Origin of the sequence: Mycobacterium sp. TY815, from assembly GCF_030755135.1 — a bacterium.
GTDB lineage: Bacteria > Actinomycetota > Actinomycetes > Mycobacteriales > Mycobacteriaceae > Mycobacterium.
The window spans coordinates 1327125-1345629 of sequence record NZ_JAUFRX010000001.1; the positions used below are offsets into that span (position 1 = coordinate 1327125).

Sequence of the window (18505 nt, forward strand, 5' to 3'; positions counted from 1 at the left end):
ACCCGCGCGAGGGCCGGTCAGGTGGCGCGCGGGTGGGCGCCGGCCCACACCTCACGCAGCGCGTGCACCGTGACCAGGGTGTAGATCTGCGTAGTGGTCACCGACGCGTGACCGAGCAACTCTTGCACCACCCGTACGTCGGCGCCGCCTTCGAGCAGGTGCGTGGCGAAGGAGTGCCGCAGCATGTGCGGCGACACACCCGAGGTGATGCCGGCGCGTTCTGCCGCGTCCTGCAACACCTGCCACGCGCTCTGGCGCGACAACCGGCCGCCGCGGGCGTTGAGGAAGATGGCCGGGGTGCCGCGTCCCCGGCGGGCCAGGTCCGGGCGACCGCGCACCAGGTAGGCGTCGAGTGCCTGCACGGCAGGGCGGCCCACCGGGACCAGGCGCTGCTTGCCGCCCTTGCCACGCAACAACACCGACCTCGCGTGGGTGTCGATGTCGTCGACGTCCAAACCGACGGCTTCGGAGATGCGCGACCCCGTCGAATACAACAGCTCCAGCAACGCCCGGTTGCGCAGGGTCAGCGGCCCGTCGGACGCATCCTCGCCGCCCGCCGCCTCGAGCAGCGCCAGCACCTGGTCGACGGTCAGGCTCTTCGGCAGCCGCCGGCCCGGCGTCGGCGGTCGGACCGCCCGCGCCACATCCAGCTCCGCCAGCCCTTCGGCGGCCGCGAACCGGTGCAGACCCCGCACGGCGATCAGGGCCCGCGCCGCCGAGACCGCGGACAGCGCCACCGCACCCGTTTCGGGATCACCACGGCGCAGCGCCACCAGGAACTCGCTGACGTCGTTCTCGCCGACCTTGGCCAGATCGTGAATACCGCGTTCTTCCAGATGCTTTGAGTAGCGGCGCAGGTCGCGGCGATAGGAGCTCAGGGTGTTGGCCGCCACGCCACGCTCGATCGTCAGATGGTCGAGGTAACCCTGCATCTGCGCGTCGAGCGTCAGCGCCGCCGTCATGGCGCGGCCTTGCGCTTGGCGAATGCCGTCGGCCTGTCAATCCACGGGGTGTCCAGCGGACGCGGCTTGGCGATGCCGGCGGTGACCGCGTGGGCGGCGAAGATCCCCGCGATGGCAATCGAATTGACGATTTCGCCGCGAAACACCCGATCGATCGCGTTAGCCAGCGGAAACCACTGCATCGTCATGTCGGCTTCTTCGTCGTGCGCCGCGGGACGGCCGATGTCACTGAGGCCGGTGGCCAGAAACACCCGCACCGATTCGTCGCTGAAGCCTGGGGCGGTGTTGACGTCCAGCAGCACCTGCCAGGTACGGGCGTGCAGCCCGACCTCCTCCTCGAGTTCGCGTTCGGCGGTGAGGTGTGGCGCTTCTCCCGGCGCGTCGAGCAGTCCGGCCGGCAACTCCCAAATTCTGCGGCCATAGGTGTGCCGGTACTGGTAGACCAGTGCGATGTCGTCGTCCTCGTTCAGCGCGACCACCGCCACCGCGCCGTAGTGCTCGACGACTTCGCGTTTCGCGATGTTGCCGCCGGGCATCAGAACCTCGTCCCGGCGTAGCGCGAAAATGGCTCCCTGGTAGAGAATTTCGGACGAGACCGTCGCGAAGTCGTGTTCAGCCACGGGTGGCGGGTTCGGCTATCGACTGCCCTACCGCCGAACCGTCACTGTCTCGACGCTCGTTGCCGTTGGAAGCGTGGTGCTCCGGGATCTCGGGGATTTCGACGGGCAGTAGTTCACCCGCCTTGTAGTCGATGGCCGCCTTGACGAACGCCACGAAGAGCGGATGCGGCCGCGTCGGCCGGCTCTTGAGCTCAGGGTGGGCCTGGGTGCCGACGATGAACGGGTGCTGCTCCGGCGGGTATTCGACGAACTCGACCAGGTGCCCGTCGGGTGACGTCCCGCTGAAGCGCAGTCCGCTCTCGGCGATCCGCTCCCGGTAGGAATTGTTGACCTCGTAACGGTGGCGATGGCGCTCGGACACCTGCGTGGCCTGATACGCCTGGGCCACAATCGAATCGGGCTCCAAGACGGCCGGGTAGGCGCCCAGCCGCATGGTGCCGCCGAGGTCCGCCTCGCCGGCAACGGCCTGTTCCTGGTCGGCCATCGTGGAGATCACGGGATCGGGTGTGTCCGGCTCGAACTCGGCGGAGTTCGCCTCGGTGAGACCAACCGAGCGGGCGGCTTCGATCACGATGCACTGCAGCCCGAGACACAGCCCCAGCACCGGCAACCCACGCGCCCGCGCGTAGCGGATGGCGCCGATCTTGCCCTCGATGCCGCGGATGCCGAATCCGCCGGGGATCAATACGGCGTGCACGTCGCCCAGCGTGGCCGCCGCACCGCTGGGCGTCTCGCAGTCATCCGAGGCCACCCAGACGATTTCAACCTTGGCGCGGTGCTTGAACCCTCCGGCGCGTAACGCCTCACTCACCGACAGGTAGGCATCGGAGAGCTCAACGTACTTGCCCACCAGAGCGATTCGCACCGTGTCGTGCGGTTCATGCACCCGGCGCAGCAGGTCGTCCCATTCGGTCCAGTCGACGTCGCGGAACGGCAGGTTCAGCCGGCGCACCACGAAGGCGTCGAGTTCCTCGCGGTGCAGCACCTTGGGGATGTCGTAGATCGAGGGCGCGTCCGGGGTGGAGATGACACCGTCGATGTCGACGTCACACATCAGCGCGATCTTGTTCTTCAGCGCTTCGGGGACGTCACGGTCGCAGCGCAGGATCAGTGCGTCCGGGCTGATACCGATGCTGCGCAGCGCGGCGACCGAGTGTTGGGTGGGCTTGGTCTTGAGTTCACCGGACGGCGCCAGGTAGGGCACCAGCGATACGTGCAGGAAGAACACGTCTTCGCGGCCGAGATAATGGCGGACCTGGCGGGCCGCCTCCAGGAACGGCTGCGATTCGATGTCGCCGACGGTGCCGCCGATCTCGGTGATGACGACGTCGGGCCGGTGGCCGCTCGCGTCCGGTTCGGCCATCGCCAGGATTCGCCGCTTGATCTCGTCGGTGATGTGCGGAATCACCTGGACTGTGTCGCCCAGATACTCGCCGCGGCGCTCCTTGGCGATCACCGTCGAATACACCTGGCCCGTCGTCACATTCGCCGACCCGGACAGGTCACGGTCGAGGAAGCGCTCGTAGTGGCCGACGTCGAGGTCCGTTTCGGCTCCGTCCTCGGTGACGAAGACCTCGCCGTGCTGGAACGGATTCATGGTGCCCGGGTCGACGTTGAGGTACGGGTCCAGCTTCTGCATCGTGACGTGCAAACCGCGTGCGGTCAGCAACTGGCCGAGGCTGCTCGCCGTCAGGCCCTTGCCCAGTGATGAAGCGACCCCACCGCTGACGAAGAGGTGCTTGGTGGCAGTTTGCGGATGCTTACGCAACTAGGCGAACCTCCGTGAAGGGCAGGGCTGATGCAGAAAAGTCAAACGTGCTGGGCCTGCCGACCCACGGAAACTCACCCTAACATCCACGGCGGCCCGCCGTGTCGAACACGCCCTACTGCGGCACTGTCACCGACGTGGCGCCGTGCCCGGTGCCGTAGTGACCGGGATGGCCGCCGCCGACGAGATCGTGCAGGGCGAGGATGGCCGTGATGCGTCCGGGCTCGACGTCGACGTCGTCAACGGTGCTGATGGCAGCCGCCATGCCGGCGTCGGCGCGGGCCACCGCCACTGCGGCGCTACCGCCGGCCGAGCCGTCCCGGCCGGCCAGGACGGTGCCCGAGCCGTGCGGAGCCAGGGCAGCGGCGAACCGCGCCACGGTGACGCCCTGGTTGCCGGCGTCGGCGGGGACCGCCCCGCCGGTGACCACGATGGCGGCGTTGGCCGCTGCCATGTGGTTGTTGGGCTGGTAGGTGATGAAGCCGGTTTCGCGCAGGGCGCCCAGCACGGTGTCGCGCGACGTGTCGTCCACGGCCGGCGCCTGCGGGTTGGTGTTGACCAGCAGGGCGATGCCCAGCAGATCACCGGCCTGTGAGCCCTGGTCGACCAGTTTGGTGCTCAACTGGGTGCCGGCGGGCAGGATCGAGGAGTTGACCACCGAGCGAAGCTTCTCCCCGGAGTTGGCCTCGACGAACTCGTGCGTCAACGAGACGGTACCGGTGACCGAGCCGCCGGCCTGCCCGATGATTTTCGACACCGCTGACACGTCGTCGTCCCTGGCGTCCGGGGTGCGGAACAACACCACCGTCTTGCCCGTCAATGCCTCGTGCACAATCCGGCCGAGCACTTGTGCATCGAAAGTGTTTGCTGCGCTGAGCTTCTCGTTCAGCTGATTGCGTTGGTCGTTGAGGCCGTTGACTTGACTGGCCAGGTCGCGCTTCTCGTTGCGCAGGCTGGACAGCACGGTGTCGGAGAAGAAGCCGGAGCCCAGCACCACGCCGATGGCCAGCGCCAGAAAGACGGCGGCCAGCGAAATGGCATGTTGGCGTAACGAGATCATCGGGGCACTTCCTAAGAGATCAGGTGCTGGATCCAGAGGGTGAAGCGGTTCCAGTACTCGACGATCCAGTGCATCACCACACCATCGGTGCGAGACACCCACAGCACGACGATGATCGCGATCAACATGGTGAGCGCGAGCAGCGCAATGGCACCGCCGGAGATGTGGTTGCGATACAGAGTGGCAACCGCTTTCGCGTCGACCAGCTTCTCCCCCACCCGCAGCCGGGTGAGGAACGTCGAGGGGTTGCTCTGCGAACGCGTCCGGTCGAAGAAGGTCTCGATGTTGGCGGTGTGCCCGGCGGTCACCAGGAGCGCGGCGCCGTGGTGATCGGCCAGCAGCAGAGCCAGGTCGGTGGCAGAGCCGGCGGCCGGGAAGGTCATGGCACCCACCCCGAGGTCCTGGATGCGTTCCAGGCCGGCGGCGTGTCCGTCGGCGTCGGCGGGCAGTACCACCTGGGCACCGCATTTGAGAACTTCGGCGCTGATCTGGTCGGGGTCGCCGACGATGAGCTGGGGACGGTAACCGGCCTTGCGCAGCACGTCGGCTCCCTGTCCGACGCCGACCAGGACGGGTTGGTACTCCTTGATGAACGGCTTGAGGGACTTCAGGTCCTCTTCGGCGCTTGGTTCTTCGGAGACGATGACCACGTGCCGGCGGCGCATGTCGACGTCGATGTCGGGAATGCCGATGCCGTCGATCAGCAGCGGGCTCTCGCTGCGGATGAACTCAATGGTGTTGCCCGCGAACGCTTCCAGGTGAGCGGCCAGCCCGCTCTTGGCCTCTCGCATGAGGTCGGCGATGTCGTGGTCGGTGCGCTCGGTGCCGCGGATCAGGCGGCGGTCCCCGGAGTAGACGCCGCCTTCATAGAGGCGGATCTTGGATCCGTCCTTGACCTTCTTGAAGATCTCGGGCCCGGTCTCGTCGATGAGGGTGACCCCGTTGTTGACCAGGACCTCGGGGCCCAGGTTGGGGTAGCGGCCCGAGACGGACGGGGATGCGTTGACGACGGCGGCGATGTCAGCTTCCACCAGTGCGTCGGCGGTGATGCGGTCGAGGTCGAGGATGTCGAGGACCACGATGTCGCCGGGGCACACCCTGCGCAGCAGTCGGTCGATATTCCGGTCCACTCGGGCGGTGCCCACGAGTCCGGGCCGGACGGTGTTGCGAGATAGAAGCGCTGACATCTTCATGGGAGCCGATTCTGTCGGCGATAGACGGCTGCATCGGGGAGGCGCGCCGTAACATCTGCCTCAGAAGTTATAAAGCGTCACATCTGTCACATCTTCATCGCGGGTTGGTTGCGAGGGTTTGGGCACGCCGCGCGTCTGCAGCCCGAGCGTGCGTGTCTGCACAACGACACGCCGCTGCAGCTGGCATTGAGCGCACGCTCACCCCAGACCAAGCCGCGCCCGGCCCCCGCCGGCGCGGGCTTACGCCACAGGTAACTACGCGCGGTCGGTCTGCGCGGTCTCGAGTAGTTCGCGAGCGTGCGCGCGGCCGCTGTCGGACTCCCCCAGCCCGGCCAGCATCCGGGCCAGCTCGGCCACCCGGTCCTCGCTGCTCAGGCGGCGAACGCCACTGGTGCCCTTTGGTCCCTGGCTGTGCACCACCAGGTGCACGTCGGCGTAGGCCGCAACCTGCGGCAGATGCGTGACGACGATGACCTGGTGGGTGCGGGCCAGCCGGGCCAGCCGTCGACCGATCTGAACAGCCGCGTAGCCACCCACGCCGGCATCGACCTCGTCGAACACCATCGTGGTGCCGGTGGCCGAAGCCGACAGCACCACTTCCAGCGCCAGCATCACCCGCGACAGCTCACCGCCCGAAGCGCTCTTGGCCAACGGCAGCACCGACATGCCGCGGTGCGCGGCGAAGCCGAACTCCACCACATCGATTCCGTCGGTGCCGACGCGAGCCGGTTCACCGTCGGGCAGGATCAGCGCGGACGGGTCGTGCGGATCGGCGGTATCGGTACTGACGCCGATCGTGAAATCCGCGTTGTTCATCGCCAGGCCGGCAAGCTCCGCGGTGACCTCTTTGGCCAGCTTCTTGGCGGCCCTACGCCTGATCTTGCTGAGATCGATTGCGGCTTGGCCCAATTCGCGCCCGAGTTCCTCGACCCGGCATTCCAACGCGGCCAGACCTTCTTCGGTCACGTCGAGCTGCGCCAGCCGGTCGCGCGAGTCCTGCGCCCACTGCAGCACGCCGTCGATGTCGGCGGCATACTTACGGGTCAGCGTGCGCAGTTGCGCCTGGCGGGCCAGTTTGGCGTCCAGTGCGCTGGCGTCGGTCGGCAGCGCCTCGAGGTAGTCGCCCAATTCGCCGACCGCGTCGATCACTACCGTCAGCGCGCCGCCGATCTGGTCGCCCAGTGCCCGCAGCCGGGCATCGCCGGTCGATTCCAGTGCGCCCCGGGCGCGCCCCAGAGCGTCGGCCGCCCCGAACGCCTCGTCGGACGAACTGGAGAGCACCTCGCGGGCCGAGGCAGCGGCTTCGCGCAGGGTGTCCAGTTCGGACAGCCGGACGATATCGGCGACCAGCGCTTCGTCTTCCCCCGGTTGCGGGTCGACGGTGTCAATCTCGTTGAGCGCGAACTTGAGTCGATCGGCTTCCTGAGCGATTTCGCGGGTCCGGTCCCGCCGGTCGGTGAGGTCGCGCCGGGCCGACAGCCACGCTTCCCGCAGTTTGCGGTAGCGCTCCAATGCGGCGCCGGTTGCCGCGAACCGGTCCAGCGCGCCGCGTTGCTCGTCGGGGCGCATCAGCCGCAGCTGGTCATTCTGCCCGTGCAGCGCCAACAGCTGAGTGGTGAAGCCGCTCAACGACTTCGCCGGCACGCTGCGGCCACCGAGGTAGGCGCGTGAGGGGCCGTCGCGGCTCACGGTGCGCAAGGCGATCACACTGCCGTCCTCATCGCGCTCCGCGCCGCAGGTGTTCAGGATCTCGTCGAGCCCGGCGGTGACCGCGTCGTCGACGTCGGATGTGGTGAAACGGCCCTCGACCACAGCACGCTCGGATCCCGACCGCACCCGCGTCGCATCGGCACGCGCGCCGCCGAGCAGATGCAGTCCGGTGACCACCATGGTCTTGCCGGTGCCGGTTTCACCGGTCAGCACCGTCAGCCCGCGATCGAACTCGGCGGTCGCAACGCTGATTGCACCCAGCGCCTCGATGCGAATCTCGTTGAGCACCGGCTACTTCCCGCGCCAACCCGTCACCGGCAACCGGAACTTGGTCACCAGCCGGTCGGTGAACGGTGCGCTGTCCAGGCGCACCCACTTCACCGGCGTGGCAGAGCGCGTGACCTCGAGCCGGCTGCCGGCCGGCACCCGCATGTCCCGACGGCCGTCGCAGAACACCAGCGCGTCGTGACCGTCGGCCTCGATTTCGACCGCGATGGCGGCGTCTGGACTGGTGACCATCGGACGGCCGAACAGTGCGTGAGCGTTGTTGGGCACCACCAGAATTGCTTCCAGGTCCGGCCACAACACGGGTCCGCCTGCGGAGAACGCGTACGCGGTGGATCCGGTCGGCGTGGACACCAGCACGCCGTCGCAGCCGAACGTCGAAACGGGCCGGCCGTCTATTTCGACGACGACGCCCAGGACGCCGAGTCGGGGGCCTTTTTCCAGGCTGGCTTCGTTGAGCGCCCAGCCCGCAGCGATCACCTCGCCGCCCTGGCGCACCACGACGTCGAGTACCAACCGGTCTTCCACCCGATAGTCCTGCGCGACAACGTGGTCGAGCACGGTGTCGATGTTCTCGGCCTCGGCTTCGGCGAGGAAGCCGATGCGCCCCAGGTTGACCCCCAGCACCGGAATGCCCGCATTGCGGGCAAGTTCGGCCGCCCGCAGGAACGTGCCGTCACCACCCAGCACCAGCACCAGCTCGCAACCCTCAGCGGCCATCGGGTCGGCGTCGACGACCTCGATATCGACACCCAGCACCCGCATGTCGTTGGGACTCAGCCGCAACGAGCCCTTGTCGACCGCCTCCGCGGACAAAGCTCGGAGCCCGATACCCTTGTCTTCCAATACATTCTCGACGCGTCGGGCGGTCTCGGTCGCTTCGTCACGGCCGGAGTGGACAACCAGCAGAACGGTACGTTCGGTCACTTCGGGCTACTTTCCAAATGCCCGACGCCAACCCGGGGCGCGCCGCCCCGCATCGTCGTCGGGCTTACCCCCAATTGCCCGACTTCTCCTCGGGGCGTTCCGCCCCGCATCGTCGTCGGGCCGTCACTCACCGCGCGCTGGACCGCCCCGACGAGCTCATCGCCGGCCAGCCCGCGATCGGTCCGGGCACGCAGCCACAGAAAATACTCGACGTTGCCCGACGGCCCAGGCAGCGGGCTGGCCGTCACGTCGACGGTGCGCCAGCCGAGCTCAGCGGCGCGACGCGAGACTGCCAGCACCGCATCGGCGCGCAACTGTGGGTCGTGGACCACCCCGCCGGCACCGACCTGCCCCTTGCCTACCTCAAACTGCGGCTTCACCATCGGAACGATATCGGCGTCGGGAGAAGCGCAACCAACCAGCGCGGGCAACACGGTCGCCAACGAGATGAATGACAGGTCGGCGACCACCAGGTCGACGGTCCCGCCGATCTTCTCAGGGGACAGGTCACGCACGTTGGTGCGTTCCACGACGACCACGCGAGGGTCGCTGCGCAGCGACCACGCCAGCTGCCCATAGCCGACATCGGCGGCGATCACCTGCGCGGCGCCACGGTCCAGCAGCACCTCGGTGAACCCGCCGGTCGAGGCACCCGCATCCAGGCAGCGCCGGCCCTCGACCGTCACTCCGAACGCGTCCAGCGCACCAATAAGCTTGTGCGCTCCCCGCGACACCCAGGAGCGTTCGCCGTCGTCGGCCACCGTCAGCGCCGCAGTGATCGCCACGGAGGTGGCCGGCTTGACCGCGGGCAGCCCGTCGATTCGCACCCTGCCGGCGCCGATCAACTCCGCGGCCTGTTGCCGGGAGCGCGCCAGACCTCGCCGCACCAACTCGGCGTCGACGCGAGCACGCCGGGGCATGCTGTCACTCAGCCCTTCTCCGCCGACTCCAGCGCCCGCAGCAACACGTCGTGCGCCTCGGAGAGGCGGCGGGCGATGTCTTCGAGCTCCTCGAGGGACGGTCCGGTGGCCGCGTCAGCGTTGTCAGGCAGCTGGGCCACCAGAGATTCGATTTCCGCGCGGATCTGCTCAGGATCGATAGTCATTGCGCTCCTACGGTAGTCACCGGCTACTCGCCGTGCATCAGGGACCAGCGGTCCAGGGCGTCGCGGGCCTGTTCGTCGCCGGCTTCGATCTGCACCGGGCCCGCCGCCTCCCAGATGGCACTGGCGACGGCGCGGACGATCGCGAGGTTGTCGTCCTGGTGGTCGGCGGTGGCCGTCACGGTCGCCACCGCGTCCACGACCTCGACCTGCCAGCCCGGCTTGGGTCCCACCTTCAACAGCGTGCCGTCCTGGTGCAGCGACCGCAGGTCGTACCCGATATAGGTAGGTCGCTGCGCGGGTTCGGCGAAGACGGCGTCCCGGGCGGAGTTCACTCCGGTGAGCACCATCAGGCTGGGCAGCTCGGCTGAATTCGCGCCTTCGATGTCGGTGTCGAGCCGGTCACCCACGACCAGCGGCGCCGTGAAATCGCCACGGCCGATCGCGTCCTTCATCAATTGAGGCCCTGGTTTGCCGGCCACCTGCGGCTGCTCACCGGTGGCCGCCCGCAGGGCCGCCACCAGAGATCCATTGCCGGGCAACAATCCTCGCTCGGTCGGCAGGGTGACGTCGACGTTGGCCGCCACCCACAACGCACCCGCCCGGATGGCCAGTGCGGCCTCGGCCAGGTCGGGCCAGCCGATAGTCATGGAAAGGCCCTGTACGACGGCGTCCGGTTCGTCTTCGAAACGACGGACCGGACGCAAACCCGCGGTGGTGATCTCGTCGGCCAATGCGTCGGTGCCGACGATCAGCACCTTCGAACCCGGTGGCAACTGCGCAGCGAGCAGGTGGGCCGCACTTTGGGCGCTGGTGACGACGTCGTCGCTGCCGGCGGTGAAGCCGAGGTCGCGCAGATGCGCGGCGACTTCGTCGGCGCTGCGGGACGCGTTGTTGGTGACGAACAGCTTGCGGCTGTCTATCGCGTCCAGCGAATCCACGGCACCCTCGGTGGGCTGATGGCCGCGAAAGACTGTCCCGTCGAGGTCGAGTAGCAGGCAATCATATTGCCGCGCAATGCTATTCATCTCAGCCAAGTTCGCTGACCCGGTCTTCGGCATCGGTGATGCCCTCGATGTCGGCGGCCGCCGAACGCAGGAACCACTGCAGTGCTTCCTCGCCGCGTCCAAGCGCCAGCAGCGTTTCAGCGTAGGCATAGAACAGTCGGGCGGCCGTCGAGCCGGTGCGGGTCGGGTCGAGCTGCGGGGTGGACAACACGGTCAGTGCCTGATCGAGCTGGCCGAGGTCGGCGCGGGCACCGGCGGCGACGATGCGCAATTCGTCAGCGTCGTCACCGGTGAGCTCGGCAGCCTCGGGTCCGCGCGCCAGGTCGATCGCGCGCTGCGGGCGGCCGAGGCCGCGCTCGCAGTCGGCGATCAGAGCCAGCAACGGGGACTTGCTGCCCATCCGCCGGGCGGCACGGAATTCGGCCAGCGCCTGGCCCCAGTCGCCGCAGTGGTACGCGGCGATGCCTACCGCCTCACGAACCGCGGCGATCCGGCTGGCACGAGCGCGGGCCGCGCGGGCATGGCTGAGGGCGGCCTCGGGGTCTTCGTCGAGCAGACCACCCGCGGCGACGAGATGCCGGGCCACCGCGTCTGCAGTGGCCCGGTCCAGCGTGGTCAGCTCACGTCGCACATCGGGCGCCAGTTGCCGGGCCTCGATATCCGCGGGAATCGGCGGTCCGGCGGGGGCGGCATCGGCCTGCGGTTGTGCCGGTCGTGCCCGGCCCGGTCCCGATCGTCGCGGCACGCCGTTGGACCCGGACCGCGGTCGCCGCTCGCTGCTACGACCGCGCCTGTCATCAACCACCCGCTAGAGGTTACGGGTACGGCCGCTGCACTCATAATCTGCGGTCCTGTCGGCGCTGTGCCGGGCAGCGCTGCTACCAGCGCATTTCATGACTTTTCATACTTCGCCTCACGCTCGCTGCACAGCATGAGCCATGCCTTTTGTCAGCGTGCTCCCCGAATTCGTGGCAGCGGCGGCCGCCGATCTGGCGACAATCAGTTCGTCGATCGGTGCCACCAATGTCACGGCCGCACTCTCCACGTCCGCGTTCGCTCAGCGGCTGCCGATGAGGTGTCGGTGCCGGTTGCGGCGTTGTCCGGTGGTCATGGTGTGCAGTATCAGCTGGTCAGTGCTCCGGTGCGGGCTTGCAGCACTAGTTCGTGGCCACGTTGAGCAATAGCTCAGGCTCCTAGGCCGCCACCCCCGGTGGTGACGGCGGCAGCGCCGGCCGGCTCTACGGCAACGGCGGCAGCACCGGCCGTTTCGGATCCGCCGACCATGCCGGGTATTGGCACTAGGCCTGCAGCCGGTGCGGCAGCATCGGGGAGATCAGGGCCGGGCAGTAGGTCGCAATCGCGACGATGGTGAACGCGGCCGCCCGCTCCCGCGGCAGATTGTTGAGCTCGGCCATCTCGGACACGATGGAGTCGAACGATCCACCGGGCGAGAGCGCCTTGGGACAAACCGAGCGGCCCAGCGCTACCGCAGTGGCGGGCTGGCTGTACGGCACGCCCGCGTTGGTGAGCGCGTTCAGGAACGCGTTTCCCAGCATGTCGGCATGGATCGGTGCCGCGACCGTGGCCGACACTCCGAACACTCCGGTGGCCAGAGCCAGGAGCCTGAGGGCGATCGCGGGTGCGGTCATCGTGACAACAGTGCTGAACAACTGTCACATTCGCAACACGGTGAGGTAAAGCTTTGCCCACTAGCGCGTTTCGATGCCGCCTTTCCGGGCGGCCGCGACCTAACGCACGCGCTGTCCCCCGTTCGGTGGACACGCGGCTCATGCCGACGGCGGACCCGGATTTCCGCCGCCGATCAGCCGGCAGTGGGATACCGCGGCGACCCGGCGCAACCAAGAATTGGTCTCGAACGAAATCACAACCACGAGAGGACCGCCCGATGGCCTACGAGACCCTGTTCTGCGAAACCGAGAACGTCTACTGCGCGCCTGCCTTCCACGCCGGCGACGCCGAGTGATCTGAGCCCAGCCTGTCGGCGGAATCCCGCTTGTCCGCCAGACCAACCCCACACAACCAACGAAAGGTCATTTACGTGTCCCACGAGATCCTGTTCCACGAGAACGAGTGCGCCTATTCCATGCCGTTCTTCACGGTGGCCGACGCCACCGAATGACCAGACTCCCAGCGGGGTCTCATCGCATCCCCTCCCCCTCCCCTCGCGATGAGATCCCGCTGGATTTTCCTGTCCAACCGAACCGAATGCCCACCGTTGATGCCCTTACTCAGTAGCGTGAAGCCCATGTCAGAACTGCCGGGCACCGGCACCGGGCGAATCACCGGCCCGGATTGGTCACATTGGCCCGCACGGGTATTGGGCCACGCCGATCCGCTCCGGATCGGTCACCACGCGGGCACCCACCGCATCATCTCTCCCGACCAGACCTGGGCGGCGATCCAGCCGCTGCTGATGACGGCCGGCATCACCCGCGTCGCCGATCTCACCTGGCTCGACGATCTGGGGATCCCCACCGTGCAGGCGGTGCGCCCGGCATCGCTGACGCTTTCGGTAAGCCAGGGCAAGGCCACCACGTACCGGGCCGCGCAGGTGTCCGCGGCCATGGAGTCCCTGGAGAACTGGCACGTCGAGAACATCAAGCCTGATCTATTGTCAACGCCCACAACGCAACTGACCGACGCACTGACCTATGACCCGGCCGATCTCAATCGCCCCGCCGGCAGTTTCTACCACCCCGGCGCCAAGCTCGACTGGATGGTTGCAACGACCCTGCTGACCGGTCGCCGAACCTGGGTGCCCTGGCTGGCCACCGTCGTGAACATCTCGGTGAACGACTCTTGGGGGCCACCGATTTTCGGGATGGACACGACGGGACTGGCCTCGGGCAACAGCTATCACGAGGCCACCCTGCACGGTCTCTACGAGATCATGGAGCGCTACGGCATGGCCGCCGCGCAGCCCGGTTCCACCTTGTTCGAGGTGCCGATCGAGGATGTCATGCGCTCGGAGTGCGCTGAACTGGTGGAGATGATCCACCGTGCGGGCAGCGAAGTGCAGGTCGCCCGGATGGACGTCTGGGACGGCTTCTACTGCTTCGCCGCCGAGATCACCTCACCGATGATGGAGATCCCATTCAGCGGCAGCGGTCTGCATCACGACCCCAATGTCGCTCTGTCCCGGGCGATTACCGAGGCCGCGCAGTCACGCCTGACAGCGATCAGCGGAGCACGTGAGGATCTGCCCTCGGCGATCTACCACCGATTCGCCCGCGTCCACACCTTCGCACCCGCCCGCAAGTCGATGCAATCCATGCCCGAAGGCGATCCCACGCCGTGGCACGTCGCCAGCAGCGACTCGCTGAACGAACTGCTCGCTTCGGCGGCAACGGCCGTGACGTCGGTAGCCGGCGCCGAACCCCTTGCGGTGGTGTGCGACTTTCCGGAGGCCTGCGTCCCGGTCGTCAAGGTGATCGCGCCCGGCATGTCGGCGACGGTGCAGTCGCCACTGCGCACCCCACTGCAGGAGCACTCATGACAGCCACGGCCCGGATCGTCGTCACCGCGGGTCCGACGATCGCCACCGAGGACATCCATGCGGTGATTCCACACGCTGAAGTGGTGCCACCGATTTCGTTCGGCGACGCACTGCGCTACGGGTTGGCGGCCGGCGACACCCTGCTGATCGTCGACGGCCTCTTTTTCCAGAGCGCGTCGGTGCGGCACAAGGAACTGCTGACCCTGATGGACGACGGCGTGCGCGTGGTCGGTTCATCGAGCATGGGTGCGCTGCGGGCCGCAGAGCTGCACCCGTTCGGCATGGAGGGCTACGGCTGGGTTTTCGAGGGATACCGCGACGGCATCATCGACGCCGACGACGAAGTCGGCATGGTGCACGGTGACCCGGAAGACGGCTACCCGGTCTTTGTGGACGCCCTGGTCAATATCCGCCAGACCGTCGCGCAGGCAGTGACAACCGGCGTCCTGACGGCGGCGACGGGGGACCAACTCATCGATACCGCCCGCCGTACACCCTTCACCCAACGCACCTGGAACCGTCTGCTGGAATCCGCCGATGTCCCGGAAAGGGCCGTGCTGGCAAAGCAATTGAAGTCCATGCGGATCGACATCAAGCACGCCGACGCAGTGCTGGCACTGCAGGAGGTGATCCGCGGGCCGAGATATGTGGCGGTGCGTCCCGGTCCTCCGCCGACCGTGTGGTCGGAGCGCTGGCGGCAACGGTGGGCCCCGCCGACACCAGTCGAGGTGACACCCGGAGGCGACGACGTCGTCGACATCCTGGACATCGACGTCCTTTCGCTGCTGAGCGTGTGCGCCACCGACCGCTGGGCCTACCGCCCCGCCCTGGAGCAGGTGGCCGCCTGGTATTGGAACCTGACCAATCCCGGCGATGAGGGCAGCGTGCGCGACCGTGCAGCGCGGGCGGTCGCCGGCATCGGGGTCGACGACTACGAGCGAGCGCTGGAAACGATCGCCCACCGCTATGCGGTCGCATCGGGAATCATCGATGCCTCAGGCTTCCCCGAACATGTTCGTGCACATTGGCTTACCGACGAAGAGATGCAGAAGTTCGCCGACGACCCCGTCGCGGTCTCGGCGCGATTGACCACCCGCACCCTGTTCTTCACCCGGTCGCTGCCGGCAATCCAGCACTTCCTGGAGTTGCTGCGCACCGATCCCCGGTTGCCCGATTGGCGTGCAATGGCCGCGCAGGCATTGGCCCGTCGCGACGAACTGGCGCGGCAGAAGCCGAATCTGAACTTGCACCGGCCCGACCCCGTTCAGCTGAAGCGGCTGTTCAGCATGCGCTGGGGCACGCAGGTGGACCACATCGAACTCGCGCAACGGGGGCTGATGACCAACGACGCGTTCTACAACGCGGCAAGCCTGTTCGCCGTGTCGGCGGCCGACGACCAACTGCCCTCGATCGAAGTCGGCGCCTTGGGTGGCCCCGCCTAAACCTTCTCCACTCCCGCGACATTCCGCTTGCCCCGGCGCAGCACCAGCCACCGGCCATGCAGGAAATCGGTTGATTGCGGCGACCATTCTTCGCTGCCGACGCGAATGTTGTTGACCGACACGCCACCTTCGCCGATGGTGCGCCGCGCAGCTTTGCGACTCTCCGAAAGACCGCTGGCCACAAGCAGATCCACGATCCCGTCCGGCTCACCGGGTTTGAGCTCCGCCACGGACGTCTCACGCAGTGCCGCCGACAGGGTGGCCTCGTCGAGCCGGTCCAACTCCCCCTGCCCGAACAGCGCCCGGCTGGCGTGCTGGACGGCTTCGGTGGCGGCCTCGCCATGCACCAGGGTGGTCAGTTCGGCGGCCAGCCGGCGTTGGGCCGCCCGCTGATGCGGCCGCTCCGCCGTCGCCTGCTCGAGCTCGGCGAGTTCGTCGGCCGACAGGAACGTGAACCAGCGCAGGTAGCGGATCACGTCGGCGTCGGCGGTGTTCACGAAGTACTGGTACCAGGCGTACGGACTGGTCATCTGCGGATCCAGCCACAGGCTCCCGCCGCCGGTGGACTTGCCGAACTTCTTGCCGTCGGCCGAGGTCACCAGTGGCACGGTGAGCGCATGCACTGCGGCACCGAGCTTTTGGCGCACCAGCCGAACGCCGGCGATGATGTTGCCCCACTGATCCGACCCGCCGATCTGCAGCGAGCAGCCGTGCCGCCGGTGCAACTCGACGTAGTCGTTGGCCTGCAGCAGCATGTAGCTGAACTCGGTGTAGGAGATGCCCTCGCCCTCCAGGCGGCGGCGCACGGTGTCGCGATCCAGCATGACGTTGACCGAGAAGTGCTTGCCGATGTCGCGCAGGAATTCGATGGCCGACAGCGCGCCGGTCCACTCCAGGTTGTTCTCGACGATCGCACCCGTCGGCGAATCGTCGAAGTCGACGAAGCGCTCCAGTTGTCCCCGGATCCGTTCGGACCATTCGGCGACCGTGTCGGCTTCCTGCAGGCTGCGCTCCCCGACCTCGCGCGGGTCGCCGATCATGCCGGTCGCCCCGCCCGCCAGCACGATCGGGCGGTGCCCGGCGCGCTGGAAGCGGCGCAACGCCAGCAGCGGCACCAGATGTCCGGCATGCAGGCTCGCGGCGGTGGGGTCGAATCCGGCGTAGACGGTCATCGGTCCGCGCTGCGCCTCGGCCGCCAGCGCGTCGAGGTCGGTGGACTGCGCGATCAGCCCACGCCAGCCCAACTCGTCGAGAATCCCGGACGACTCGTTACCCATGGCCCAGATCCTTCCAGTTCGGTGACCGGCCGGTGCGCGCCGGATGGGTTCAGGCTGATTCCAGCCGGTGGCCTGCAGCGGGCGATCGGGTAGGTTGCGGAGGGTTATGGACAACCGCTTCTTCCCGTTGGTCGTGGTGGCGATCATGCTCGCCCTGGGCCTCACGCTCACCGTGGCCGACTTCCAGCGGGCCGCCAAACTGCGCAAGCCCCTTCTGGTCGCCCTGTTGTGTCAATCGGTCCTGCTTCCGCTGGTGTGCCTGCTGGTCGCCGAGGCCCTCGATCTGGCGCCGAACCTGGCGGTCGGGTTGATGTTGATGGCGGCCACGCCCGGCGGGCTGCTGGCCAACGTGCTCAGCCATCTGGCCGACGGGGACCTGGCGCTCAACCTGACACTGACGGCCATCAACGCGGTGCTGTCGATTTTCGCGATACCGGCGATCCTGGCGTTGTCGATGACATGGTTCCTGGGCGGAGGCCGGTTCATTCCGCTGCAATTCGACAAATTCTTCGGGGTGTTCGCGGTAGTGCTGATCCCCACTGCCGTCGGAGTGGCCATCCGCCACCGGTTTCCCGACCTGGCTCAGCGACTGCACAAGCCGGTGCGAATCGCCGCGGCGGTCCTGCTGGTGGTCGCCCTGGCCGCCGGGTTGGCCGGTGGTCGGACGACGCTGATGAAGAACTTCGGCGTGCTCAGCCTGGCCGTGGTGTCCTTCTGCGCCCTCAGCCTGACTGTCGGTTACCTCGTTCCCCGGTTGATGCGGTTGGTTCCACGCCAGGCCATCGCGGTGAGCCTGGAGATCGGCCTGCACAACGCCGTGGTGGCGATCGGTATCGCGCTGAGCCCGCAACTGCTCAACAACGCCGATATGGCCACCCCGGCGGCGGTGTACGGCGTACTGGCACCGCTGGTGGCGCTGACGTTCCTGTTCGCCGTGCGCCGGCTGGATCCCGCCTACCGGGGGGCTTCCCGGCGCGGAACCTAGTCGCTGGTACCCGCGGCCGGCGCCCGGGGACTGCGCCGGTAGGCGGACACCTCCGGTCGGCCCGCCAGCCACAGCCGCCACGGCCGGTCGGCGGCCTGGCTGACGCCGACCCGCGGCCCGGCGGTGGGCGTCATCGGCGGGCCGAGCCGCAACGTCACCGGGGCGTCCGGGTCGAACAGGTCAATTCCGTTGTCATCCATAGTGATTCCCAGGGCCGCGCACAGGTTGCCGGGACCCCGGGCCAGCGCCGCCCCCCGCACCGCCGCGCCGCGGCGCGACCGGGCCAGGTCGACGCCGTCCTCGATGGCGCATGCCCGCAACAGCACAGCGGCGGCCGTGCCGTCGGGTCCGCACGCGACATTGGCACAGACGTGGATGCCGTGACTGCGGTAGGTGTAGAGCCGCCCGGGCGGACCGAACATCACGGCATTGCGGTCCCGCATCCCCCGGTAGGAATGAGCCGCGGCGTCCGGCCAGGGACCGTCCGGCACGCCGCCGTAGGCCTCGACCTCGACGACCACGGCCGTGACCCCCCTGCCGCTCACGGTGGCGCCGAGTAGCCGGCGGGCGGCCTCGACCGGATCCACCAGCAGCTCGGTAGCGCTCACCACACCGATTCTGCCTGGCTCTTGACAATCCTCCGGCACAGG

17 protein-coding genes and 2 pseudogenes are annotated in these 18505 nt (G+C 67.8%); 5 read left to right on the forward strand and 14 right to left on the reverse strand.

What is annotated here, in order from left to right:
• Positions 1–17 precede the first annotated feature (17 nt).
• The 11 genes and pseudogenes from xerD to QXK92_RS05700 all read right to left on the reverse strand — a co-directional run bounded on the left by xerD (position 18) and on the right by QXK92_RS05700 (position 11439).
• Complete coding sequence (gene xerD / locus QXK92_RS05650) at positions 18–962, reverse strand: site-specific tyrosine recombinase XerD (protein WP_306240684.1); 945 nt, start codon at positions 960–962, stop codon at positions 18–20.
• Positions 959–1582, reverse strand: a complete 624-nt coding sequence (locus QXK92_RS05655) for an NUDIX hydrolase (protein WP_306240685.1) — start codon at positions 1580–1582, stop codon at positions 959–961. The genes xerD and QXK92_RS05655 overlap by 4 nt, the downstream gene beginning before the upstream one ends.
• The gene (locus QXK92_RS05660) at positions 1575–3350 is read right to left on the reverse strand and encodes a CTP synthase (RefSeq protein WP_306240686.1); all 1776 of its coding nucleotides are present in this window, start codon (positions 3348–3350) and stop codon (positions 1575–1577) included. The genes QXK92_RS05655 and QXK92_RS05660 overlap by 8 nt, the downstream gene beginning before the upstream one ends.
• A 115-nt stretch (positions 3351–3465) precedes the next feature.
• Positions 3466–4410 (reverse strand): copper transporter, encoded by a 945-nt coding sequence (locus QXK92_RS05665; protein ID WP_306240687.1) that lies wholly within the window; start codon positions 4408–4410, stop codon positions 3466–3468.
• An 11-nt stretch (positions 4411–4421) separates the two neighbouring features.
• The gene (gene steA / locus QXK92_RS05670; RefSeq protein WP_306240688.1) at positions 4422–5603 is read right to left on the reverse strand and encodes a putative cytokinetic ring protein SteA; all 1182 of its coding nucleotides are present in this window, start codon (positions 5601–5603) and stop codon (positions 4422–4424) included.
• Between the two features lie 255 nt (positions 5604–5858).
• A complete protein-coding gene (gene recN / locus QXK92_RS05675) occupies positions 5859–7601 on the reverse strand; it encodes a DNA repair protein RecN (RefSeq protein WP_306240689.1) in 1743 nt (580 codons plus the stop codon).
• Positions 7602–7604: 3 nt separating this feature from the next.
• Entirely contained in the window at positions 7605–8525 is a 921-nt protein-coding gene (locus QXK92_RS05680; RefSeq protein ID WP_306240690.1) for an NAD kinase, read from the reverse strand.
• Between the two features lie 116 nt (positions 8526–8641).
• A pseudogene (locus QXK92_RS05685) lies at positions 8642–9445 on the reverse strand (TlyA family RNA methyltransferase); the annotation flags it as partial.
• An 8-nt stretch (positions 9446–9453) separates the two neighbouring features.
• Positions 9454–9630 (reverse strand): hypothetical protein, encoded by a 177-nt coding sequence (locus tag QXK92_RS05690; protein WP_306240691.1) that lies wholly within the window; start codon positions 9628–9630, stop codon positions 9454–9456.
• Positions 9631–9653: 23 nt separating this feature from the next.
• Positions 9654–10655 carry an HAD-IIA family hydrolase gene (locus tag QXK92_RS05695; protein WP_306240693.1) on the reverse strand — a complete coding sequence of 334 codons (1002 nt, stop codon included), beginning with the start codon at positions 10653–10655 and terminating at the stop codon, positions 9654–9656.
• A gap of 1 nt (position 10656) precedes the next feature.
• Positions 10657–11439 (reverse strand): tetratricopeptide repeat protein, encoded by a 783-nt coding sequence (locus QXK92_RS05700; protein WP_306240694.1) that lies wholly within the window; start codon positions 11437–11439, stop codon positions 10657–10659.
• A 133-nt stretch (positions 11440–11572) separates the two neighbouring features.
• Between QXK92_RS05700 and QXK92_RS34055 the strand changes: the two are divergent.
• Positions 11573–11811: pseudogene (locus QXK92_RS34055) on the forward strand (PE family protein).
• Positions 11812–11932: 121 nt separating this feature from the next.
• Here QXK92_RS34055 and QXK92_RS05705 read toward each other — a convergent pair.
• Entirely contained in the window at positions 11933–12283 is a 351-nt protein-coding gene (locus QXK92_RS05705; RefSeq protein ID WP_306240695.1) for a DUF732 domain-containing protein, read from the reverse strand.
• A 365-nt stretch (positions 12284–12648) separates the two neighbouring features.
• Here QXK92_RS05705 and QXK92_RS05710 point away from each other — a divergent pair, with 365 nt between their 5' ends.
• The 3 genes from QXK92_RS05710 to QXK92_RS05720 all read left to right on the forward strand — a co-directional run bounded on the left by QXK92_RS05710 (position 12649) and on the right by QXK92_RS05720 (position 15593).
• Complete coding sequence (locus QXK92_RS05710) at positions 12649–12774, forward strand: hypothetical protein (protein WP_306240696.1); 126 nt, start codon at positions 12649–12651, stop codon at positions 12772–12774.
• A 126-nt stretch (positions 12775–12900) separates the two neighbouring features.
• Positions 12901–14151 carry a YcaO-like family protein gene (locus QXK92_RS05715; protein ID WP_306240697.1) on the forward strand — a complete coding sequence of 417 codons (1251 nt, stop codon included), beginning with the start codon at positions 12901–12903 and terminating at the stop codon, positions 14149–14151.
• Complete coding sequence (locus QXK92_RS05720; protein WP_306240698.1) at positions 14148–15593, forward strand: TfuA-like protein; 1446 nt, start codon at positions 14148–14150, stop codon at positions 15591–15593. The genes QXK92_RS05715 and QXK92_RS05720 overlap by 4 nt, the downstream gene beginning before the upstream one ends.
• Here the strand turns inward: QXK92_RS05720 and tyrS are convergent.
• A complete protein-coding gene (gene tyrS / locus QXK92_RS05725; RefSeq protein WP_306240699.1) occupies positions 15590–16870 on the reverse strand; it encodes a tyrosine--tRNA ligase in 1281 nt (426 codons plus the stop codon). The two genes, QXK92_RS05720 and tyrS, sit on opposite strands and share 4 nt — an antisense overlap.
• A gap of 106 nt (positions 16871–16976) precedes the next feature.
• Here tyrS and QXK92_RS05730 point away from each other — a divergent pair, with 106 nt between their 5' ends.
• Positions 16977–17855 carry a bile acid:sodium symporter family protein gene (locus QXK92_RS05730; RefSeq protein WP_306240700.1) on the forward strand — a complete coding sequence of 293 codons (879 nt, stop codon included), beginning with the start codon at positions 16977–16979 and terminating at the stop codon, positions 17853–17855.
• Here the strand turns inward: QXK92_RS05730 and QXK92_RS05735 are convergent.
• Positions 17852–18463, reverse strand: coding sequence for a DNA-3-methyladenine glycosylase (locus QXK92_RS05735; protein WP_306240701.1), 612 nt, complete (start codon positions 18461–18463; stop codon positions 17852–17854). The genes QXK92_RS05730 and QXK92_RS05735 overlap by 4 nt on opposite strands.
• Between the last annotated feature and the right edge of the window lie 42 nt (positions 18464–18505).